Here is a 22882-nt window from a genome sequence, read left to right on the forward strand (position 1 = left end):
TCACAACAATTTATATTTTTGTGTATGATCGTGTACAACCCCAAAGACTGGCTTTCGGCAACTTTCAAGTTGCATAAATCAGATACCTTCAAAAAGTTACTGCCATTTCTTGTTTTAATCGCTTTTTATTCCTGGATGATTGCCTTTCTTGAATTGGAATACCTCAAATTAAATGAAAAAAGCTGGGTCAAAAACATAACCATTGTCCACAATCTTCTCGGTTTTGTTATATCGCTTTTACTGGTATTCCGAACAAACACAGCCTATGATCGTTGGTGGGAAGCCCGAAAACAATGGGGTACGTTGACCAATATAAGTAGAGCCTTTTCGTACAAACTAAATGCCATGCTGGATGTAGATGACAAAGTGAACCGTAGCTTTTTTAGAAAGGCAATCCCCCTATTCGCAGAGACACTATACGATTTTTTAAGATCGGATTACACCAAGTTTATGCTCGACGAAAACGAACACCCTGAGTTAAAAGCTTTGGATAATAAAAAACATGGCCCCAATCAAGTTTCTACCATGATCTTCCACAAAATCAATGATCTATATAAAGAAGGAACTATAAGTGGCGATCAGCTTATTATCCTTAATGAGGAAATTACTACCATGACACATGTTTGTGGAGCTTGTGAACGTATTAAGAATACGCCAATACCATTGGCATATAGTGCATTTATCAAGAAGTTCATTATCTTCTATACCATGACCCTTCCAGTAGGTTACGTTTTCTCCATAGGTTACTTTGTTGTGATTGCTGTACCATTTATCTTATATGTTTTAGCATCTCTTGAATTAATTGGTGAGTCCATTGAAGAGCCATTTGGTATCGACCAAGACGATTTACCGATCGATAAAATTGCGGCCAACATCAGGAAACACTGCCATGAGATTATCCCTTCATAGTCTTTTTTAAAAACAATCTAGCTCATTTTCAAACGCTAAGACTATCTATAGAAAATAAGTTTTGTAAATCTATTCGAAATTTCTACTTTTGTCGCGGAGAGTTGGCAGAGTGGTCGAATGCGGCGGTCTTGAAAACCGTTAACTGTCACAGGTTCGGGGGTTCGAATCCCTCACTCTCCGCAGAAAAACCCTTTCAGAAATGAAGGGCTTTTTGCTTTATAGCTGGATTCAAGCCCAGCTAGCTGGGCTTCCAACACATCCCCATTCAATCTGGTTTCCCAGCTATTCTCCCCATCAAAAAATCAATTTTCTTACAGCACTACCATTCTAATTATCAGCTTGTTACCTTCAAGAAAATAACATTTCACACAACTCTTCCTGTCCACATGCACTCTTTTTCACTTTTTATGTAATAATCTGTACTTTATAACATCTAATAGGCGGAATATTCCAGACAACCATAATTACTAATTTTAAATTCAATTTTTATGAAAACTATTATTCTTCGTATCAATAACGATCTACCTAACTATTTATGTTATTTCATCAAAGTCAGTATTTCAATACTTTTACTTATGATATACGGATCGGCATATACACAAAAAAAATATGATTTTCAGGTCAACATCTATGGAAAAGGAACACCGATGAATCTTATCACAGGATATAGCTGTAGTGGAGCGTATGGACAGAAACCGATTTTCGTGTTAGGCAGTAAATACGAAACGCTGGAAAAATCACAGCAAATTCTTTCCCAACAATATAAGTATGTAAAAAAGCTAACTTTACACACTACCAACAGTAAGCATTTTAATATGTATGACCAGCCGATATGGTTTTTTGAACTAGACACATTTTTAAAATAACCCGATGACCAACAAAGAAAACTTTGAGATTATTTATAAAGAATATGCGCCGGCCATCCGCAAGTTATGCCTCAGTTATACTGGAGACCCAGATAATGCAGATGATTTAGTCCAAGAGACCTTCATTACTGTATGGAAAAAACTCGACGGTTTTCGCAATGATGCAAAATTAAGCACCTGGATCTACAGAATAGCGATCAATAATTGCTTGACGAGCATGCGAAAAAAGAATCAACATGTAAAAAAAATAACTGACTCAAACTGCATCGATATACCCGAGGATTCAACGAATGAAAAAGTACAACAGATTGATCTGCTGTATAAATGTATCAGCAAACTAAAAGAAGCGGATAGAGTACTGATCACATTGGTATTAGATGAAAAACCTTATGAGCAAATAGCAGAAATTACGGGAATTACAGAGAATAATCTCCGTGTTAAAATCCATCGAATTAAAAAAGAATTAACTGAAATTTTCCATAAATATGCAAGACTTTAACGATTTACAACATCTTTGGAAACAGGATAGCAAACAACATATCTTGCCCCCAAAACGCCTGAGTAAGGTCAAAGACTTTCGTCAGGAATTAATAAGGAAAGAAATAACCGGTGCTGTGTTATTGCTTGTAACAGGATTAATTATTCTTGCGCTAGCATATTTCCTTGATTTTAGACACAAAACGCTGGCATTGTACACGGCGATGTTTATCGTATCCTGCCTTTGTTTTATACAGGCATCCTTAATGATGACCACTGTAGGTAAAATCAAAAAGATCAATGAAGTAGCTTTACCTACCGAGCATTTACAACAGTGGCAACAGTTTGATTCCTTTAGAAAGAAAAGAATTCATTGGAATATGCCCATTTATCATTTAATTCTCTGTATAGCAATCTCGATCTATCTTCGGGAAATCCTAGTGGGTGCCAGTTTCAACTATTATTTACTCACTTACCTTCCAACCTACAGCTGGATGCTATTTTCCTACTTTTATTTAGGCAAAAGACAACTCGCTAAAATTGATCGATCCATCAACGAAGTTATTTTTGAATTACAAGAACTAGAACGACAATTCGGGAATTGAAAAATCGCATCGTGTTTGCTCCTTAAAAATACTTTCATAGCTCCATTTTTATTTGCAATTTCCTTAAAACAAGGTTATGATCACATCTAAAGCGAAAATATCCACCAAGGCGGAGTTTTTTTTGTCGCCAATATGACATCGGAAATAGGGGCACCCCTTAAAAATAACCAACTGGTATTCAACTACATTTCTATTTAAGAGTGCTAAAACTGCTTTTAAACAAAGAAAAATGTAAAATAAGTTTTGTAATTCTACCCAAAATTTCTACTTTTGTCGCGGAGAGTTGGCAGAGTGGTCGAATGCGGCGGTCTTGAAAACCGTTAACTGTCACAGGTTCGGGGGTTCGAATCCCTCACTCTCCGCAGAAAAAGCCTTTCAGAAATGAAAGGCTTTTTGCATTTTAGCCCAATCCGTCCCCTTACTCTTCTTAAGAACTAACCTCAAGTTTATATCCTTTACCACGTATAACCGTAATTTTGATAGTCGGATCAAACTCCAATTTTTTTCTAAGTTTTGATATAAACATATCCAGGCTGCGCCCGACAATAATCCCCTCATCTTCCCAAATCTCTTTTTGAAGCCGGGTTCGTGCTATCGTCTGGTTAGGTGACAAGGCGAAAATATGCAACAGACGAGTTTCTGTTCCGGTGAGATCAATCGTGTTGTCATGAATGACCATTTCTCGCTCCTGCGGATTAAACAAAACTGACCCAAAGGCTAAAACAGAGTTATTTCGATCGTACAACACAGCACTTCGCCTCCGATCCGTTTTCAAAAAAATGAATCCAGCAAATACTAAAAACAACAGAATAATCAAAAAAAGGCTACTCGCTGCCGTGTTTATTCCGGTAGGTTTAAATTTAATGTTAACCATGTAACATCCTTTAGGTTGCACTCTTCATCTGCAAGCAATAATATCATCTTTTTTATTACTGGAAATAGCATATCCATAAGCTACGCTTGAGTTGCCACAATTGAGGACGTTAACAACGTAATCACTGGCAAGAGGATCATTGACCAACAGGCGCTGAATAGCACTCACCAACGAGTCCGGTTTAAAGGTGATTTCATGCTCAAACCTGATCTGATATTCATTTTCTTGAATCTTTTCAATCGGAAGCACCCTTGATCTACTGTCACCCGACTGTGTAAGCAGTTCATCGCCTATCCGCCGAAGCAAAACCTCTCTCCTGGCACGATCAAAATCGTCTGTACCAGTCCTATCAAAAGCGATAAAGGCCATTGCAATAAACAAGAGCATTATCCCGCCATACAAGTACTTCCGGTTCCCAAGGAAAATATTTCGCCTTTCAAACATACGATTTACAATTAATTTACAAAGATTACATTACTATTTACAATCTAAAGCCCGCCATATAAGTATCATCAACGTATTTTTGTTACATCACGCTAAAAGGGATGCGAGAAAAACAAGTTTGAACGGATCTAATTTACTGGGATAAATCGAATGTTCATTAAACTTTTAAAAATATGAAAAAAATTATCTATGTATTGGTCCTACCGCTTGCGATAGCAAGCGGCTTGGCATTTGCCAACGGCGAAATCAAAAATGAAACTTTAAAAAAATCGGCTCCGAAATCACGCACTCCTACTGAAATGAACGCCGAAAGGAATAAATGGGAAGCGAGCCCCAATGGTATAAAGTTCAAAAAATGGAAAGAATCTCCCGAAGGTATAAAAGTACTTGACAATGCGGCGAAAATAAAGAATCAGATAAAGAATTCTGCCAACATTGAGGCAGTTGTAACTTCGCTTTATCTTCCATTAGGGGCACAGTTAGGTTTCGGAGTGATGGTTAGGATTAATCGTGAAGACTATATTCTCAGTTTTGGCCAGGAAAATTCCAATGAATTTCAACAATTGCGAAGCTTGAAAGTAAACGACAAAATAACGATAAGGAGCCGTAGTGTCATGTACGCGCCTAAGTATTCGTATCCAATAGTAGCGGGCGACTATGTACAAAGAGATAACAAAATAATTTATAAACGCATACCTAACCAAGGCGCTTGCTGAAGAACGTAACAACCGCTCCACAAGAAAAGCCTTTCAGCATTGAAGGGCTTTTTTGCAAACACAACTATTTGTACAAAAATTAAAATCACAACGAAAGTAACCTTGTTAATCAATTTAAGTCACCAAACCAATTCGATAAATTTCGACAGCCTAGCAACCAACCTAAATTGGATGAAAGGAAAAATAACAAGCGAATTAAACAAATCTGATCAACAACGAACAAACAAAAACACCAGGTAAAAAAACTGATTACCAACAGTTAAGAAAAAAACACAGAAAGTATCCGAAAAAAACTCCAGCTTTTTAAAAAAAACACTGTGGAATCCATTCTTTTCTGACATCATTATAAGGAGTAACAACAACGTGTTAACCTAAAGATGACGATCATGGCAGAATTAAATGAAAAAACACAAGAAACGGGAAAGAAAAAAATAAGAAGCAGAAAAATGGCTCCTAAAGTAGATTTAACAGCTATGGTAGACCTCGCATTTCTTCTCATTACATTCTTTATGTTGACCACAACATTAAATAAACCATCTGCAATGGATATTGCCATGCCAGACAAAAGTAAATCAGCTATAGAAAGTTCGGTGCTTATTGATGAAAACCGCACAGCAACTCTTATTCTAGGCGAAGGCAAATTCATGTGGTATCATGGGGATTTCAAAAAGCCGATCAGCTCTTCAAAAGTACCGATAGATATCGAGAAAGGACTTTCAGCCGTTATTGCACAGTTAAAAGCAACGATAAGTTCCATGCCTAACACAAAGGATATGATTGTATTGATCAAACCTAGCAAAGAAGCGCGCACAAAAGATGTTATTCAGACGATAGATCAATTGAAGGGCCAGCATATTGCACGCTATGTGATCAGTAAAACGCAAATCGAAGAAGAAAAGCAATTACTCACTGCACTCCAGTAACATTGATTTGAACGACATCTTATCTATACATTGAGACAACCCATTGAACGGACCTTTCATAGGTAAAATCAATGAGTGTCGTCAAAAAATGCAGGAATGCTTACTATCTAATCAAATAAACAATAACAAGTTTACCGAAAGATCGTATGATCCGTCGATCTTTCGGTAAATTCGAGACGCGTACCCTAAATTTATCTTTTATCCAAATTATTCCAATAACGTTCCACATTTTCTTTTACCTCAACTGGTAGGGACGCATAATTGTCCGAAAACGTTGTTTGACTATAACCATCTGTTTCCTCTGCACGGAGACGGTAAAACTTATTCTTATAAAGAACTAGTCCAATACAGCTAAGCTGCTTTTGTAGGTCATCCTTTGGATGCCTTGAATAGATAAATAATGCATCCAATTTACCATCCCTATCCGCATCAAAAAATGCCTTTCGAGATTCCCAAACCGACGTAACGATCCCCTCTTCGGATATCAATTCATCAGCCACAAGCTGCCACATTCCATCGATCTGCTGAAATTGTTGTACATAAAGTTTGTCGGGATCGGCACCCCGCTCCTCTTTTGAAAAAACAATATAATTATCTTCTTTTGGAGTTTGAATGCGTTCCACTTGTAACACACGCTTGCCCTTAAATGGAAAACCAGAAGACTGAAAATTTTCCTTATTGATCGAAATTGTTGTAACCTGTGCCTCAACAGCATAAAATCCCATCGATAATAGGATTAAAAGAACGTATTTTCCCATATGTTTTTCCCTTAGTATTGAGTCAATTTACTGACAATAAAAGAGAATTACAATATTTCAACGAGACATCTTTACATCCAAGTGATGCGATTCTCCATAAATGTCACTACATTTAATCCAGATAAACATCATGAAAAAGTTTTTGATCCAGCTATAGGCCTTTATTCATGAGCTTAGATCATACGCCAATGAAACAGGATATTCAAACACTCGATGACATTAAAGTATTAGTAGATCAATTCTATACGACGATACGTAAAGATACTTTGCTCGGACCTATTTTTAAAGAACGAATCCAAGACAATTGGGCTATACATCTTGAAAAGATGTATAGTTTCTGGCAGACTATCCTACTAGATGAACATAGTTATTTCGGCAGCCCCTTTCCACCCCATATTAATTTACCCATTGATGCACAACACTTTGGTCAATGGCTCAAATTATTTGAAGCCACTGTAGATCGCTTTTACAGTGGACAAAAGGCCGAAGAGGCCAAATGGCGTGCGCAGAAAATGGCCCAAATGTTTCAGTTCAAACTGGAATATCTACATGCCAACCCCAACAAGAAACCATTGATCTAAAAAGAAAAATCTCAATTCATAAAAAAAGCCCTTGGAAACTATCCAGGGCTTTTTTAGTTGATGTGATTCAATTTATGCTTTTTCTTCTTTTAAGGAAGTAGAATCTTTTTTGGGTTCCTTTTCTTCGAAACCTGAGCGTAAAATTTCATCCCATAAGGAAGAACTTACTCCAAAGCCTTTTTCGGGATCAGAATAATGATGCAACATATGGTGCTGCTTGATCCGTTTGAAAATGCCACTTTTAAAATTAGCATGGTGCATCGCATAATGACATTCGTCATAGATCAAATACCCCACCATAAAACCTGAGAAAAAGCAGGCTAAGATAAACTCATTTGAAAAAAACAATGTAAAACCAAGATACACCAAAAGAGCTAGTGGAATACTCGCTGACAATGGCATCACCAAACGCATACGGTCTCTTGGGTAATCATGATGCACACCATGGAAAATAAAAGCAATTCGCTTTCCCCATTCCGTTGTCGGGTGAAAATGAAATACCCAACGATGTAATGCATATTCAAAAGCAGTCCAGAAAGCTAAACCAAAAATAAAATACCCCATGTATGTTAAGAAGGAAACCTCTCCCCAAACTAGCGCTTTATACGAAAAGAACACAACCACGGGTACATAGAAAATCAAAGGTACACTCCAATGCACCTTCGTCAAAGACTCTAAAAAGTCATTCTTGAACATGCGCGTGGATTCTGTAGAATTTGAAACATAATTACGCTTTGCCATAATACTATTTTTATTATTCCCTTACAAAAATAGATATTTTAAGCACAAATGAAGAAGGTTTCTGATGAGAAAAACAAAATAACTGACCTTTTTAATAAAAAGGTTAAACGACGGTCATTACCCCAGTTAAGTTAAACCCTTTTTATTCCATCTCCTACCCTAAATTTCACTCTTTTTCGCTTCAATCATCTAAAATCTAAGCATCAGAAAATTGACAAATCCAAGACAGTTCACTTATTTAAAATTGACTGTTCCACCCGCCATTTTCTTTTCTACACGATGTTCCGGTTTTCCATAAACATCAATGACACCACCGCCGCGCGTTTTGGTTTCGATGGAATCAGTAACATAAACATCGGCTTTACCACCACCATTAACGGTGACCACCGTGGTGTTCGTCTTAAAATCTTTTCCTTCATATTTGCCGCCAAAATTCGAAATGATCTCCTGTTTGTTTGCCTTTCCATACAAAGCGATTGTAGCACCTGAGGTCACTTTTATTTCAGCTGTTTTTACCGCTGTATAGAGATCGACCAGACCACCTTCTGAAGCATATACTTTTAAGTGATCAGCAGCAACTGTATTATTTGTGGTCGCAAATACCTTGGCCCCTTTTTTTGCTTCCACATTGTTCAAACTCTTGTAATACACCTTCACAGAGATATTCCCCCCTTGTAGCATGTTCAACGTATTCATTTTCAAAACCAAGGATCCATTTGTGTTGACCACCTTAACATTCTCGTGATTCTGTCCTTCAAACGTCACCAAGGACTCGTCGGACTTAATCAACTCCACCTGAATCTTGTCTGTCGCTACCACCGAAGAAAAATCGCCAACATTTTGCTTCACCTGCCCAAACCCCATTTGGGCAGTTAATAAAAGAATTACACTGACTCCTAAAAATTTCATATTTACTTGACTTTTTATTGTTGTTCGTCAAAAAATAAGCCAATTCCTACTAAGACCAGTATTTTTAACCTATTTTGACATAAAAAAATGCCCCCATAAAGTGTTTAACTTTTTGGGGGCACTAAAGACGTTTTTATAATCTATTTTTTAGCTTATACTTATAGTTTGCTATTGACATCTACTGCATTCAAATCAGCGAACGCTTCTTTCAGACGAGCAACAAAAGTTTCTTCACCTTTACGTAACCAAACGCGTGGATCGTAATATTTTTTATTCGGAGAATCAGCTCCTTCAGGATTACCGATTTGACCTTGCAAATAATCGTGGTTTTTCGCTTCATAGGCTCTCACACCATCCCAAAACGCCCATTGCATATCGGTATCAATGTTCATTTTGATCGCACCGTATGAAATCGCTTCTGCAATTTCTTCAGGAGATGAACCAGAACCGCCGTGGAATACAAAGTTTACTGGTTTTTCAGCAGTAAGATTATATTTCTCACGAATATATTCTTGTGAATTGTGTAATATAACTGGTTGCAACTTCACATTACCTGGTTTGTAAACACCATGAACATTACCAAATGCAGCTGCCACTGTAAATTTGTCAGATACTTTAGACAGTTCTTCAAAAGCATAGGCAACCTCTTCCGGCTGAGTATACAATTTTGAACTATCTACATCCGAGTTGTCAACACCATCTTCTTCACCACCTGTAACACCCAACTCGATCTCCACGGTCATACCAAGTGGTTTCATACGAGCTAAGTATTTAGCTGAAATTTCAATATTTTCTTCAATTGGCTCTTCCGATAAATCCAACATGTGAGAAGAGAACAATGGTTTTCCGTGTTGTGCAAAGAATTTCTCGCCAGCGTCCAACAAACCGTCGATCCAAGGTAAAAGTTTCTTAGCTGCGTGATCTGTATGCAGAATAACCGCTACACCATAATGCTCAGCTAATAAATGAACATGTTGTGCTGCAGATACCGCTCCCAATACACAAGCTTGTAAATTATCGTTGTTCAAGGTTTTACCAGCGTAGAATTGCGCTCCACCATTTGACAATTGAATAATTACAGGAGAATTTACTGCTTTCGCAGTTTCCATAACCGCATTGATAGAGTTTGTTCCGATAATGTTTACCGCAGGCAAAGCAAACTTATGTTTCTTCGCTACCTCAAACAACTCTTGTACTTGATCTCCTGTCAATACACCTTTAAAATCTTTTAGGCTCATATTTCTGTTATTGATTTATTTTAATCTTTCATTATACTTGAAGCTACTAAATTATTAAAAATTATTATTACTTCCTAATTTTTATAGTGTACTAAATACACTATCAATCCATAGGGAATATAGAATCTTAACAAATCATAAACCTCTGATTATTCCTTTGAATAGAATAGTCCACTTGTCCCTATTTTTCCCAATACCATGCACAACAGGATATCCCCAATTATCATTGGATCACAGATAAGGCATCTTGAATGTATTCAGAAATACAAATTATTTTAAAAATTTGTGTCGGGATTGATTAAATTTGGATTCACCAAATTGTCACTATTATGCTACAGGTATACGGTATCAAAAATTGTAACACAGTAAAAAAAGCACTTACATGGTTGGAAGACAACAATATCACCTTTCAATTTCATGACTTCAAAAAAGAAGGTGTCAGTGAGGATAAATTAAAAGAATGGGAAACACAGGTAGACTGGCAGGCGCTAGTGAATAAAAAGGGAACTACATGGAAAAAGTTATCTCCGGAAATTCAAGAGCAAGTCATTGACAGTGATAGTGCCAATAAGGTGCTTCAGGAAAACACGAGTATGATTAAACGTCCCGTTATTGAATACAATAAAGGTATACTACTCGGTTTTAACGAAGCAGACTACGTAACAAATTTAAAATAGTTCCAAAAAGCTCCCTGGAATGGAGGTCTTAAAAAGCCTCCAATTATACCAAATACACCTTTAAAGTCCCCCTTTTATCCCTTAACTTTTAAGACGTCGTTTTCGTTTTTTTTGGCTCAATGTACTTTTCATTGTATATTGGAGCAAATAAACATAATTTAAGTAAACGTATGATGAAAAGAATTGCACTGGCTTCTTTAAGCCTTGTTGCATTGAGCTATGCTTATCCGGCCTTTGCACAGGAGAAAACATCCAATTATAGCTATACCGAGGCCTTTGCACCCTTGTTTTTTAAAAATAATGGTAACGAATATCGTTCCGCAGCCGGAAAACCGGGCCCTGCCTACTGGCAAAATGCAGCCGATTATAAAATTCAGGCTTCCCTGAATGATCAAAATGATCAAATTACAGGAGCTGTTGAGATTACTTATAGTAACAATAGTCCGGACAATATGAACTATCTGTGGTTGCAGTTAGATCAAAATATGTTTTCACAACGTGGCCGTGGTCAATTGATCTCCCCTCTGACTGACAGCCGTTACGGCGATGGCAACTCCACTTTTGATGGTGGATATCAGATACAATCGGTTACGGACGTAAACGGAAATACGATCGAACATATTATTGAGGATACCCGCATGCAGCTTCGACTTCCGACGGCATTAAAGAGCAAGGGCGGAAAAATAACTTTTAAGATTAAATACCAATACACCGTTCCTAAATATGGAGCTGATCGTACAGGTATCCTTGATACAAAAAACGGAAAAATCTATGCCATTGCACAATGGTTCCCAAGACTGTGTGTCTATGACGACATTAGAGGTTGGAATACGCTTCCCTATACAGGACCAGGAGAGTTCTATCGTGAATTCGGAAATTACCAGGTTGAGATCACTACTCCAGCAAACCACATGGTTGTCTTGGGTGGCGAATTGTTAAACCCACAGGAAGTATTTACAGCTGAGCAACTCAAACGATACCAACAGGCACAACGTAGCGATGAAACCGTAATAATCCGCTCCGCCGAAGAAGTTACCGCAAAAAACTCCAGACCCGACAAGAAAACCTTAACCTGGAAATATCAACTTAATAATGCGCAAGACATTGCTTGGGCCTCCTCTACGGCATTTATAGTAGATGGTGCGAAGATCAATCTACCCAGCGGAAAAAAATCCCTTGCTTTGTCAGCCTATCCAATTGAAAGTAACAGTAACAATGCCTGGGAACGCTCGACAGAATATACAAAAGCCGCAATTGAAATCTATTCAAAAAGCTGGTTTGAATATCCTTACCCTGTAGCTGTGAATGTAGCTTCCAATGTTGGTGGAATGGAGTACCCAGCCTTGTCGTTCTGTGGCAATCGGGCCAAAGCAGGTTCACTTTGGGGGGTTACTAACCACGAGTTTGGTCACAATTGGTTCCCAATGATTGTCGCATCCAACGAACGTGAACATGGTTGGATGGATGAAGGGTTCAATACTTTTATTAACGAACTCGCCACAAAGGAATTCAATAATGGTGAATATTACCGTAATCAGGCGAGCAGATCCTACATCTTTACTGCCCGTAATCTTGAACCGATCATGAGTACCCCGCAAAATATGAAAGAACGTAATATTGGTGCTTTGGTCTACTATAAGCCAGCTTATGGACTGAAATTATTGCGAAACGAAATTATCGGTCCTGAGCGCTTCGATTACGCCTTTAAAAAATATATCCAAGAATGGGCTTACAAACACCCTACTCCAGAGGATTTCTTCAAAGCCATTGAAAACGGTGCTGGAGAAAACCTAAACTGGTTCTGGCGCGGGTGGTTTGTCAACAACTGGCAAATGGACCAAGGTATAAAATCGGTATCCTATGTCAACAATGAGCCAAAATTTGGCGCACTTGTCACTGTGGAAAACCTCGAAAAATTACCGATGCCAGTTATTATTGAAGCGACAACCGTATCGGGCAAGAAGATCCGAAAAAAACTACCGGTGGAAATCTGGGAAAGAAACGATGTATGGCAATTTAAAATACCGACCACAGAATCATTGCAATCCGTACAGTTAGATCCAGACATGGTTATGCCAGACAAGAATCCAGACAATAATTCGTGGAAAGCAAATTAGCAAATTTTCAAAATCTATTCGTTATTTTTGGCTAGAGAACAATCATGAACGTACGGCGTAAACAAAACAGCAAATATCCTGTTCATTCATAGATTGAAAATACATAACTATATTTATTCGCATGAAAATCTTACAAACGATTCTAAGCTGCTTACTTATTACGCTAATGAGTGGACATCTTGTTGCACAGGAAAAAACCAAGGGGATTATTATGGAACTTGTCAGCGGTGAGAAAATCGAGGCTGCACAGATCCAAAATTTAAGAACCAAGGTTGAAGTACAGACCAATAGAGATGGCTCCTTTGCTATTGACGCCAATATAAACGATCTCTTGTTGATCAAGGCCGTCGGATACGAACAGGATACGGTCTTCATTTATGATACCAGCTTACGCAGAATCTATTTGAACAGAATGAATAATGTTATCGAACTGAGTGAAGTTGTCGTCGAACGGATGACAGACAGCAGACTTGCTGCTGAAATCCAGCGCGAGAAGACTTTAGGAAAGTATTCTGACGCAAGTCAAAACCGCGGTGGAGTACGGATTTCTCCAAGCCGCATATTTAGCAAAGAGGGAAAACAAGCCCGTTCAAACTATAAGCTTCTGGTCGATGAACTCGAAAAAAGAGCAGTTGATCGAAAATTCACAGAAAACCTGATCAAAGAATTGACTCCGCTCAATGGTTCGGATCTAGCCCTGTTTAAGGAACGATTTAGACCATCTTATAAATTTATTCAAAACAGCAGCCAAGAAACTTTGAAGGTCTATATTATGGATAGTTATAAAAAATTTAACGAGAAAAAATAAAAAACAAACACTTTTATCACGTGATTGTCAGAAGGTTTTAAACTGTAATAATTTTTATTTCAGTTTAAAACCTTTTCTGTTACTTTGTGTTATAATTTAGAAAAATCAGCAGAGGATGTTACACAACTTGAGGTTCGCAACAGCATTACACATTATGGTTCTCGCACAATTAGAGGAGTCAAATCAGTGGCTTTCTTCTGAATATATTGCGTCAAGCATTCAGGTCAATGCAAGTGTGGTTCGCAAAGAAATTGCATCTCTTAAAACAGCATCTTTACTCACGAGTAAAGAAGGTAAGGGCGGCGGTATTCGCATAAATCCCGAGAATCCAACGATTACCTTGGCCGATATTTATATCAGCACCAAACAAAGCGATTTCGGCGGGAAATTTAACAATCCCAATCCGGCCTGTGTTGTTGGCAAAAATATCAACTCCAAACTCCAGGATCTGTATCAGGAAGTCGACACTGATATTGTACAGCGTTTGGAAAAGATAACCCTAGCTGATTTTAGCAAAACATTTAATTAAAGGAAACATGAAAGTAGCAGTAATTGGATCCACAGGATACGTAGGATCTCATCTCGTAAAAGAATTGGTAGACCGCAACTATGACGTCGTTGCAATCGCCCGCCACACCGAAAATATTCCATCGAGTGAAAAAGTAACCAAACTCCAAGTAGATATCAATGATAATAATCAATTGGTTTCTGCTCTAAAAGGTGTTGATGTCGTTGTTTCGGCTTTCAATGCCGGATGGACCAACCCTAATCTTTATGAAGATTTCACAAAAGGTGCGTTGGCAATCCAACAGGCTGTTAAGGATGCCGGTATCAATCGTTTCATTGTTATTGGTGGTGCAGGAAGTTTATTGATTGATGGAAATAGACTGGTCGATTCACCGGATTTTCCTAAAGAAATTAAACCTGGGGCTTTAGCTGCAGCCGATTACCTGAAAACCATCCAAAAAGAAGATCAACTTACCTGGACCATGTTTAGTCCTGCTATAGAAATGAATTCCCATGCTGGTGGAACCCGGACAGGAAAATACCGTACAGGCCTTGATGCCCCTGTATTTGATCAGGAGGGTCGATCTAGGTTATCAGTAGAGGATCTTGCTGTAGCAATAGCAGACGAAATTGAGAACAAACAATTCCTCAATAAACGCTTTACAGCAGCATATTAGTACCCAAACAAGCATTTGATTCAGATTTTATTACAAAAGGGAGGAGCAATCTTCCCTTTTTTCATTGAGATCATTTATATTTGACATTAATTAAACAATTAAAAAGCTAAATAATCGTAAAGAATTAATCCTATGCTATTTAAAAAATCGATTCCTCAACTCATTGCTGAAGCAAATGAAAATGGTGAACACACGCTAAAGAGGACACTGTCCAGCTCGGGCCTTATCGCCCTCGGTGTTGGGGCCATCATTGGGGCAGGACTTTTCTCCCTAACAGGAATTGCCGCTGCTGAAAATGCAGGGCCAGCTGTTATCCTATCTTTCATTATCGCAGCAGTAGGCTGTGGGTTCGCAGGTCTTTGTTATGCCGAATTTGCCTCTATGATTCCTGTTGCAGGAAGTGCTTACACGTATTCCTATGCTACAATGGGCGAATTTGTCGCCTGGATTATCGGCTGGGATCTCGTCCTCGAATATGCACTAGCAGGAGCTACAGTAGCCGTCAGCTGGTCCCAATATTTCAACCAGCTCCTGATGATATTCCATATCCAACTCCCCGATACCCTACTCAAAGGCCCTTGGGAAGGTGGCGTGGTTAACTTACCTGCGATCATTATTGTTTGTTTACTCTCGCTATTGCTGATGCGTGGCACACAGGAATCATCCCGTGTAAACAATATATTGGTAATTCTAAAAGTCGGCGTCGTATTGATTTTTATCGCCTTGGGTTGGAGCTTTATCAATCCTGCAAACCACGATCCATTTATTCCTGTAAATGCAGGTGAGGAGCTTGTAAAAAGTGGGCAACAAAGCTTCTGGTCATTTCTAAAGAGTGATGACTTTGGCCACTTTGGCATCAGCGGTGTGTTGCGTGCTGCAGGCGTTGTATTTTTTGCATTCATCGGTTTTGACGCGGTGAGTACAGCTGCCCAAGAAGCAAAAAATCCAAAAAAAGGTATGCCTATAGGTATCATCGGTTCATTAATAATCTGTACACTTTTGTATGTTTTATTCTCCTACGTAATGACCGGAATCGAACATTACACGATGTTTAAGGGGGACGCTAAGCCAGTTGCAACAGCTTTTGCCAGAACAGGCTACCATTTCTTAAATACAGCGTTGATTATTACGATTATTGCAGGATACACTTCAGTTATTCTCGTGATGTTACTTGGTCAGAGCCGCGTATTTTATTCGATGAGTAAGGATGGTTTGCTTCCAAAGATATTCTCAGACTTATCCAAAAGACAGACTCCTTGGAAAACAAACGCTATTTTCATGGTATTCGTCAGTATATTCGCAGGTTTCGTCCCAGTTTCAGACCTTGGCCATATGGTAAGTATCGGTACCCTATTTGCCTTCACCCTCGTATGTGTAGGTATTTTAGTACTACGTAAAACAGACCCCAATTTGGAGCGCCCATTTAAAACACCACTGGTTCCTTTCGTTCCGATCATGGGAATCTTGGTCTGTATTTTAATGATGGCTTCATTGCCAATAGAAAGCTGGGAGCGTTTGGCCGTCTGGCTTGGTATAGGCTTATTGATTTACTTTGTATACGGCAAAAAACATAGTGTCATTAGAAAACAACATCAGAACCAACAATAAGCTGGTTAAACATAAAAAAGGCTTCTTTATAGAGAAGCCTTTTTTATGTTTAAGAAATCGAATAGCGCATTCCCTCTATAACGCGCTCAGTTTAAAATAGCCATTCGCAATGGTATCTTCTTCCAAACCGGTCTTTGGGGTAATTTGAATACTATACTGCTCTTTATCACGAGGTAATAGCAAATCTTCGATCTCATAAATATCATCAACATCCAAACCATACTTATCATCGATGTGTGCCGAACTGTGGTGCTTCCAAAAAACAGTCCGTTTTGCCTTTTCGGTAGCCTTGGCCAAACTCGATGCAACAATAAGCTCTTTGTAATGGAACTCATCAAATTCATTCGGTTTGTATCCCCCTAAATTAACAAAAAACAATTTCACTTCCGAATCAACAGCCTGTCCATTCCCCCTTTCAGTAACCTTAATTTCATATTCCCCGATCTTATGAACAATACGGTAGGCATCAATATGGATTTTACCATCAGCCTCAGGCCAAAAATCTTTAATGGGATCAACAAAATCCTTGAGCTCGTTCCCAATGCCAAAGAAAATGTCATGCTGTTCTGTCCGTCTATTTTTCGGCTTACAACCGATCAAAATCATAAATAACTTCATAGTCAAAAACCAGTCTTTCAATGTCCATACTAGAATATCCAGTTTATTTTTCAGCGATGTTTATGCGTACGAATCATGGATATTTCATAACTTAAGCCCTATAAAAAATAAAAATAACTATTATCCACCACATTTAACATACATTATAACTTCACAATGCACAAAATATTCCTATCATTTACGTTACTATTCTTATCATTACTGTCCTTTGGACAAAATGCCGCTACCGATAAAAAACTCGAATCACAGATAAAACAGCTCATTCAGGGTTTTCAAGGCGATGTTGGCATTTATGTACACCATCTTAAAAAAAATAAAGAAGTCAACATTCAGGGCGACAGCATTTTTCCTACAGCAAGCATTGTCAAAATCCCCATTTTAGTCGGTATCTTTGATAAAATTGAAAAAGGTGAACTACAACTTGATCAGCAACTACTCTACCGTTCGAGTCAACGCTATGGTGGCTCAGGACTGATGCAGTTCTTTAAGGATAGTACACAAGTTGACCTGAAAACCTTGGTCGCACTTATGCTATCGTATAGTGATAATGTAACCAGCATTTGGAATCAAAAGCTAGCAGGAGGAGGTATCGCAATCAATCAATTAATGAGTAGCCTTCAACTGCCCCATACACGCGTCAACTCGCAGACAGAAGGGCGGAAACCGGATTGGGAAAAATATGGTTGGGGCCAGACTACACCAAAAGAAATGGCCGACTTGGTCACACTAATCCGACAAGGCAAAGTTGTGTCCTCAAAATCTTCCGATCAGATGTATCGTTTTATGGGCAACATGTTCTATGACGAGAGAGGGCTATCGCAAATCCCTTCCACTATCAAAACAGCTTCAAAAACAGGCTCTTTAGATGACGTACGCAATGAGGTCATTTTGGTCAATGCGCCGAAAGGAGATTACGTTTTCAGTATTTTCACCAAGAACAACACGGACAAAAGCTGGGGTAAAACAAATGAAGCAGAGATACTTACCCGTAAACTCTCCAAATTGTTATGGGATTATTACCAATAAGCCTATTTAAGTCAATATGATAACGATATGATATAAAAAAGGTGAGCACTCAAAAAAGTGCCCACCTTCCCTATCTTTAAAATGAAATACGTCGACTAATTCTTTAACGCTTCATCTACATTTTTTGCTTTCCGGCTAATATCGTCACCTACTTTTTTGGAAGCATCTTTTACATCTTTAGCGGCCTCTTTCGTTCCAGTCGCAACATCATTTGCAACTTTCTTCGTACCGTCAGCGACATCTTTTGCAGCATCCTTTGTTTTATCTACAGCCGTGTTCGTTGCATCCACTGTCGCATCTTTTGCATCTTTCAATCCCTCTTTTACGTCCTCACCGGCGTTACGTAGCGCATCCTTGGTTTTTTCCCAGGCAGTATTAGCTTCTTCAGAAGCAGCGCGAGCTTTTTCTTCAGCTGCTTTATCACCTTTTGCGATAGCTTCATCCAGGTCCTTTTTTGCTTGTTCTGCTTTCAAACGCGCATTTTCTTCCGCATTTTTTAAATCTGCGATTGCCGCATCTACATGCTCACCGACTGTTTGTGCCGAATCTGTCGCTGTAGTGTCTTTTTTCTCCGAATTGTTGCAAGAAGACATAACCAATGCTCCTGCTACGACTGCTAAAAGTGCAATTTTTTTCATTATAAATTGATTTATGAGTGTAGTTTTCAACGGCTCATCAGAGCGCGCATACATCAATTTACAACTTCTATGCCAAATAGACAAAATTATTGCTTTGGATAGATCGTTCCTTTCGCAGCTTCGAGCGTATTTTTCAATAAACCAACAATCGTCATCAAACCTACGCCCCCTGGTACAGGTGTAATCCACGAGGCCTTAGGAGCAACATTTTCAAAATCAACATCCCCATATAACTTAAAACCAGATTTCGTTGCTGTAGAAGTTTCTCTATTGATACCCACATCGATCACTACTGCACCGTCTTTAACCATGTCGGCCGTAACAAAATTTTTCTTACCAATTGCTGCAACAACGATGTCGCCTCTCAGAACCTCCGTTTTAAGATCTTTTGTACGACTATGTGTTAATGTCACTGTACAATTACCTGGATTGGAATTACGTGCCAGTAAGATACTCATTGGCGATCCTACGATATTGCTTCTTCCAACCACTACAGCGTGCTTGCCTGCAGTATCGATCTTATAATACTCCAACATCAGCATAATACCATATGGTGTTGCTGGAATAAAACAAGGAAGATTACGTTGCATGCGCCCGAGGTTGATTGGGTGGAAACCATCCACATCTTTGCGGTAATCAATTGCTTCGGTAACTTTATCCGGATCAATATGTTTTGGTAAAGGCAGCTGAACAATCAAACCGTCAATAGACTCATCCTGATTGATTTCTTTGACCTTAGCGATCAATTCATCCTCTGTAATGTTTTCATCATAACGAATGTTTGTTGATTCAAAACCGACTAGTTGACAGTTGCGCATTTTGCTGGCCACATAGGTTTCGCTACCACCATCATTCCCCACAAGGATAGCAACCAGATGAGGTTTGCGGCCAGTCTGTGTCGTAAATTCAGCCGCATCTAACGCAATTTGCTCTTTAATTTTTTCGGAAACTAGTTTACCATCTAATAGATTCATGTTTAGGAGATTTATTGTATTTAAAAGGAGCCCAAGAGCTCCTTTATTATAGTGTTATTTTGATTAATCTAATTTCAATACCGCCATAAATGCAGATTGCGGAATCTCTACGTTCCCAACCTGACGCATGCGTTTCTTACCTTTCTTTTGTTTCTCCAAAAGCTTACGCTTCCGGGAGATGTCACCACCATAACATTTTGCCGTAACATCTTTACGTAAAGCGGAGATCGTCTCACGTGCGATGATCTTTGCGCCGATTGACGCTTGAATACGAATTTCAAATTGTTGACGTGGTAACAGTTCTTTTAGTTTTTCACAGATCTTTTTACCAAAATCATAGGCGTTACTTCTGTGAATTAAAGACGACAGGGCATCTACAGGTTCATCGTTCAATCGGATATCCAATTTGACCAAGTCTGACTTGCGATAACCAATCTGGTGGTAATCAAATGAAGCATAACCTTTAGAGATTGTTTTCAACTTATCATAAAAGTCAAATACAATTTCTCCCATTGGCATTTCAAAAACCAATTCAACACGATCTGACGTCAAATAATGCTGATTCATGATCGTACCACGTTTCTGGATACAAAGAGACATAATTGGTCCTACGAAATCCGATTTCGTAATAATATTAGCTTTGATATAGGGCTCTTCGATTGAATCCAATTTACTTGGATCCGGTAGATCTGAAGGATTATGTACGATCACTTCCTCTTTATCTTTGGTCATATAGGCCTTATAAGATACGTTGGGAACTGTCGTGATAACCGTCATATCAAACTCGCGCTCGAGGCGCTCCTGAATAATCTCCATGTGAAGCATACCCAAGAACCCACAACGGAAGCCGAAACCCAGGGCTGCTGACGACTCTGGTTCAAACACCAAAGAAGCATCGTTAAGCTGCAAACGGTGCATAGATTCACGCAACTCCTCGTAATCTTCCGTATCTACAGGATAAATACCCGCAAAGACCATCGGTTTCACCTCTTCAAACCCTTGGATAGCCTCAGAACAAGGACGATCTTTATGCGTAATGGTATCCCCCACTTTCACTTCACGTGCCTCCTTAATTCCAGAGATAATATAACCAACATCACCGGTCTTAATGACTTCTTTGGGTACTTGATTCAACTTCAGCGTCCCAATTTCATCGGCAAAATATTCTTTCCCAGTGGCAACAAATTTCACGCGGTCGCCTTTACGGATTTCACCATTTTCAACTTTAAAATAAGCCATGATACCACGGAATGAGTTGAAAACAGAGTCAAAAATCAAGGCTTGCAAAGGTCCGTCAGGATCACCCACAGGATGTGGAATACGGTCTACAATAGCTTCCAAAATATCCGGAACCCCAAGACCTGTTTTACCGGATGCAGGAATAATCGCATCACGGTCACCACCGATCAAATCCACAATCTGATCTTTGACTTCTTCTGGCATAGCACCTGGAAGATCCATTTTGTTGAGGATCGGGATAATTTCCAAATCATGTTCCAACGCCAGATATAAATTTGAAATCGTTTGGGCCTGAATACCTTGAGATGCATCAACGATCAATAAGGCGCCCTCGCAGGCAGCAATTGAACGCGACACCTCATAAGAAAAATCCACGTGTCCCGGGGTATCGATTAGGTTCAAGATATATTCCTGACCATCTCTTTTATAATTCATTTGGATGGCGTGACTCTTGATCGTAATACCACGTTCACGTTCCAAATCCATATTATCAAGTAATTGTGCCTGTGCCTCACGCTGACTGATGGTATTGGTATACTCTAAAAGGCGGTCTGCCAAAGTACTTTTGCCATGGTCAATATGCGCAATAATACAGAAATTACGAATGTGCTTCATATAGGATTTTTAAACTCTTTTGCTAAAAGGCAAAGATACCTTTTTTTATATATATTTATATAACCTAGCTTTTTTTTAGTTTACTATACATGAAGAAATCAGACGATACCGTAGGCCTGTTAATTAGGAGAAAGAAACAGTATTCCCTATTCGGCAATAGCATATAAAAAATGTTTTTGATTCCGCGTAACATTTTCCGTATCCCAAGAAATTCTTACCCGAAATTGCTCCGTACGAATTGGGCAATTGTTGACCTGACAATACTGGCAGCACTGTGGAAGACAAGGATCCGCATGAACAAAAAATTCGGTTCGTACCGACATCTCCTTATTGACAATCTTATCCACAGCAGAAATTTCATCGTGCACCTGGGTAAGGTCAAGGTAACGGGGAAGTGTGAGATGGCAATCTACATGAAGTTCGTTCCCATAGCGCTGCACACGAAGATTATGGACATCAATCCATTCATCTTTCCGATTGCGCTCCAAGATTTCAACAACATCCTGCACGAGTGCTGTATCCGATTCATCCATCAATCCACCGATCGATTGGCGAAGTAGCTTATAACCATTGAAGAGAATAAAAAGCCCCAATACAATGGAGATGACTACATCGATCCACAGGAAACCTGTCAGTTTCATCAACAATAACCCCAGTATCAATCCGACCGTACTATAGGCATCGACCTGCAGATGTTTTCCATCTGCCACCAAGGTAATGGAGCCCAATGCACGCCCGCGCTTCATGATATAGAATCCGACAGCAAAATTTAGCACAGATGTAATACCAATCAAATAAATCCCTTGTTCGAGGTGTGTTAATGCTGCAGGAAAGAAAAGATTGTAACAAGCCTTGGCTAAGATAATGGCTCCAGCGATGAAAATAAGTCCACCTTCCAAAAACACCGAAAAGAACTCCACTTTACCATGCCCGTAAGGATGATTCTCATCCTTAGGTTGTGCCGAAAGATAAATACTATAAAATGCAAAACCCGAAGCAATCACATTAACAATACTCTCTGCCGCATCTGTAAAGATTGCACTGGAGTCCGTTAAGAAGTAGGCAAAAAACTTCACAATCATCAGACCTATTCCCGTAAAAAGCGATAATAAAACCAATCTTCTTTGTCTTGACATGATGCTTATCTTCTATATGAACCGTTTATGAGCAAATGATGAAATGAGGACTAGCCAACATTTTTGTGAGCGCAAAGGTAAAGATATAACGACAAATCAGAACGATTAGTTTTGAACATCCAACGTCGGGTATCGATTAAATAACTGTGCTAAATCGCTTCAATAGCCCTTTTGTTAAAAAAGCCCAATAAAAGAGCTACT

The 22882-nt window shown here is 39.0% G+C and carries 25 protein-coding genes and 2 tRNA genes; 16 read left to right on the forward strand and 11 right to left on the reverse strand.

Annotation, left to right across the window (positions count from 1 at the left end; all coding sequences use genetic code 11):
* Positions 1-24 precede the first annotated feature (24 nt).
* From AAW12_RS04270 to AAW12_RS04295, 6 genes are all read left to right on the forward strand, one after another.
* Positions 25-909 carry a bestrophin family protein gene (locus AAW12_RS04270; protein WP_046672373.1) on the forward strand — a complete coding sequence of 295 codons (885 nt, stop codon included), beginning with the start codon at positions 25-27 and terminating at the stop codon, positions 907-909.
* 95 nt (positions 910-1004) lie between these two features.
* A tRNA-Ser gene (locus tag AAW12_RS04275) sits at positions 1005-1089 on the forward strand.
* A 308-nt stretch (positions 1090-1397) separates the two neighbouring features.
* Positions 1398-1775 carry a hypothetical protein gene (locus AAW12_RS04280; protein ID WP_046672374.1) on the forward strand — a complete coding sequence of 126 codons (378 nt, stop codon included), beginning with the start codon at positions 1398-1400 and terminating at the stop codon, positions 1773-1775.
* 4 nt (positions 1776-1779) lie between these two features.
* Positions 1780-2274 (forward strand): RNA polymerase sigma factor, encoded by a 495-nt coding sequence (locus AAW12_RS04285; RefSeq protein ID WP_046672375.1) that lies wholly within the window; start codon positions 1780-1782, stop codon positions 2272-2274.
* Positions 2261-2857: a hypothetical protein gene (locus AAW12_RS04290; RefSeq protein WP_046672376.1), complete on the forward strand. Its 597-nt coding sequence runs from the start codon at positions 2261-2263 to the stop codon at positions 2855-2857. The genes AAW12_RS04285 and AAW12_RS04290 overlap by 14 nt, the downstream gene beginning before the upstream one ends.
* A 277-nt stretch (positions 2858-3134) precedes the next feature.
* A tRNA-Ser gene (locus AAW12_RS04295) sits at positions 3135-3219 on the forward strand.
* A 65-nt stretch (positions 3220-3284) separates the two neighbouring features.
* On the opposite strand, the gene AAW12_RS26600 is transcribed toward AAW12_RS04295, so the two are convergent.
* Both AAW12_RS26600 and AAW12_RS26605 read right to left on the reverse strand, forming a co-directional pair.
* Positions 3285-3731, reverse strand: a complete 447-nt coding sequence (locus tag AAW12_RS26600; RefSeq protein ID WP_231585201.1) for a winged helix-turn-helix domain-containing protein — start codon at positions 3729-3731, stop codon at positions 3285-3287.
* Positions 3732-3755: 24 nt separating this feature from the next.
* On the reverse strand, positions 3756-4175 hold the full coding sequence (locus AAW12_RS26605) for a hypothetical protein (protein WP_231585202.1): 420 nt from the start codon (positions 4173-4175) through the stop codon (positions 3756-3758).
* A 173-nt stretch (positions 4176-4348) separates the two neighbouring features.
* Between AAW12_RS26605 and AAW12_RS04305 the strand changes: the two genes are divergently transcribed.
* Complete coding sequence (locus AAW12_RS04305) at positions 4349-4891, forward strand: hypothetical protein (protein ID WP_046672377.1); 543 nt, start codon at positions 4349-4351, stop codon at positions 4889-4891.
* A gap of 386 nt (positions 4892-5277) precedes the next feature.
* The gene (locus AAW12_RS04310; protein ID WP_046672443.1) at positions 5278-5814 is read left to right on the forward strand and encodes an ExbD/TolR family protein; all 537 of its coding nucleotides are present in this window, start codon (positions 5278-5280) and stop codon (positions 5812-5814) included.
* A gap of 191 nt (positions 5815-6005) precedes the next feature.
* Here the strand turns inward: AAW12_RS04310 and AAW12_RS04315 are convergent, their stop codons facing one another.
* Positions 6006-6572, reverse strand: a complete 567-nt coding sequence (locus AAW12_RS04315; RefSeq protein ID WP_046672378.1) for a hypothetical protein — start codon at positions 6570-6572, stop codon at positions 6006-6008.
* Positions 6573-6739: 167 nt separating this feature from the next.
* Between AAW12_RS04315 and AAW12_RS04320 the strand changes: the two genes are divergently transcribed.
* Positions 6740-7153: a group III truncated hemoglobin gene (locus AAW12_RS04320; RefSeq protein ID WP_231585203.1), complete on the forward strand. Its 414-nt coding sequence runs from the start codon at positions 6740-6742 to the stop codon at positions 7151-7153.
* 72 nt (positions 7154-7225) lie between these two features.
* Here AAW12_RS04320 and AAW12_RS04325 read toward each other — a convergent pair whose 3' ends face one another.
* From AAW12_RS04325 to fbaA, 3 genes are all read right to left on the reverse strand, one after another.
* Positions 7226-7894 (reverse strand): sterol desaturase family protein, encoded by a 669-nt coding sequence (locus tag AAW12_RS04325; protein WP_231585204.1) that lies wholly within the window; start codon positions 7892-7894, stop codon positions 7226-7228.
* A gap of 234 nt (positions 7895-8128) precedes the next feature.
* Positions 8129-8803 (reverse strand): head GIN domain-containing protein, encoded by a 675-nt coding sequence (locus AAW12_RS04330; RefSeq protein ID WP_046672380.1) that lies wholly within the window; start codon positions 8801-8803, stop codon positions 8129-8131.
* A 158-nt stretch (positions 8804-8961) separates the two neighbouring features.
* Positions 8962-10041 (reverse strand): class II fructose-bisphosphate aldolase, encoded by a 1080-nt coding sequence (gene fbaA / locus AAW12_RS04335; RefSeq protein ID WP_046672381.1) that lies wholly within the window; start codon positions 10039-10041, stop codon positions 8962-8964.
* 329 nt (positions 10042-10370) lie between these two features.
* Here fbaA and AAW12_RS04340 point away from each other — a divergent pair, with 329 nt between their 5' ends.
* From AAW12_RS04340 to AAW12_RS04365, 6 genes are all read left to right on the forward strand, one after another.
* Complete coding sequence (locus AAW12_RS04340) at positions 10371-10718, forward strand: ArsC family reductase (RefSeq protein ID WP_046672382.1); 348 nt, start codon at positions 10371-10373, stop codon at positions 10716-10718.
* Positions 10719-10888: 170 nt separating this feature from the next.
* Positions 10889-12835 (forward strand): M1 family metallopeptidase, encoded by a 1947-nt coding sequence (locus tag AAW12_RS04345; protein ID WP_231585205.1) that lies wholly within the window; start codon positions 10889-10891, stop codon positions 12833-12835.
* Between the two features lie 121 nt (positions 12836-12956).
* Entirely contained in the window at positions 12957-13643 is a 687-nt protein-coding gene (locus AAW12_RS04350) for a hypothetical protein (RefSeq protein WP_053003519.1), read from the forward strand.
* A gap of 115 nt (positions 13644-13758) precedes the next feature.
* Complete coding sequence (locus AAW12_RS04355) at positions 13759-14172, forward strand: RrF2 family transcriptional regulator (RefSeq protein ID WP_046672385.1); 414 nt, start codon at positions 13759-13761, stop codon at positions 14170-14172.
* 7 nt (positions 14173-14179) lie between these two features.
* The gene (locus AAW12_RS04360) at positions 14180-14827 is read left to right on the forward strand and encodes an NAD(P)-dependent oxidoreductase (RefSeq protein WP_046672386.1); all 648 of its coding nucleotides are present in this window, start codon (positions 14180-14182) and stop codon (positions 14825-14827) included.
* A gap of 132 nt (positions 14828-14959) precedes the next feature.
* The gene (locus AAW12_RS04365) at positions 14960-16435 is read left to right on the forward strand and encodes an amino acid permease (RefSeq protein ID WP_046672387.1); all 1476 of its coding nucleotides are present in this window, start codon (positions 14960-14962) and stop codon (positions 16433-16435) included.
* Between the two features lie 75 nt (positions 16436-16510).
* Here the strand turns inward: AAW12_RS04365 and AAW12_RS04370 are convergent, their stop codons facing one another.
* Positions 16511-17053: a DUF1543 domain-containing protein gene (locus AAW12_RS04370; protein ID WP_046672388.1), complete on the reverse strand. Its 543-nt coding sequence runs from the start codon at positions 17051-17053 to the stop codon at positions 16511-16513.
* Between the two features lie 156 nt (positions 17054-17209).
* On the opposite strand from AAW12_RS04370, the gene AAW12_RS04375 reads away from it, so the two are divergent.
* Positions 17210-18079 (forward strand): serine hydrolase, encoded by an 870-nt coding sequence (locus AAW12_RS04375; protein WP_046672389.1) that lies wholly within the window; start codon positions 17210-17212, stop codon positions 18077-18079.
* 95 nt (positions 18080-18174) lie between these two features.
* Here AAW12_RS04375 and AAW12_RS04380 read toward each other — a convergent pair whose 3' ends face one another.
* From AAW12_RS04380 to AAW12_RS04395, 4 genes are all read right to left on the reverse strand, one after another.
* A complete protein-coding gene (locus AAW12_RS04380) occupies positions 18175-18717 on the reverse strand; it encodes a hypothetical protein (RefSeq protein WP_156167531.1) in 543 nt (180 codons plus the stop codon).
* A gap of 86 nt (positions 18718-18803) precedes the next feature.
* A complete protein-coding gene (locus AAW12_RS04385) occupies positions 18804-19691 on the reverse strand; it encodes a bifunctional 5,10-methylenetetrahydrofolate dehydrogenase/5,10-methenyltetrahydrofolate cyclohydrolase (protein WP_046672391.1) in 888 nt (295 codons plus the stop codon).
* Between the two features lie 63 nt (positions 19692-19754).
* Positions 19755-21545 (reverse strand): translation elongation factor 4, encoded by a 1791-nt coding sequence (gene lepA, locus AAW12_RS04390; RefSeq protein ID WP_046672392.1) that lies wholly within the window; start codon positions 21543-21545, stop codon positions 19755-19757.
* 146 nt (positions 21546-21691) lie between these two features.
* Positions 21692-22681 (reverse strand): cation diffusion facilitator family transporter, encoded by a 990-nt coding sequence (locus tag AAW12_RS04395; RefSeq protein ID WP_046672393.1) that lies wholly within the window; start codon positions 22679-22681, stop codon positions 21692-21694.
* Between the last annotated feature and the right edge of the window lie 201 nt (positions 22682-22882).

Source organism: Sphingobacterium sp. Ag1 (assembly GCF_000988325.1).
GTDB lineage: Bacteria > Bacteroidota > Bacteroidia > Sphingobacteriales > Sphingobacteriaceae > Sphingobacterium.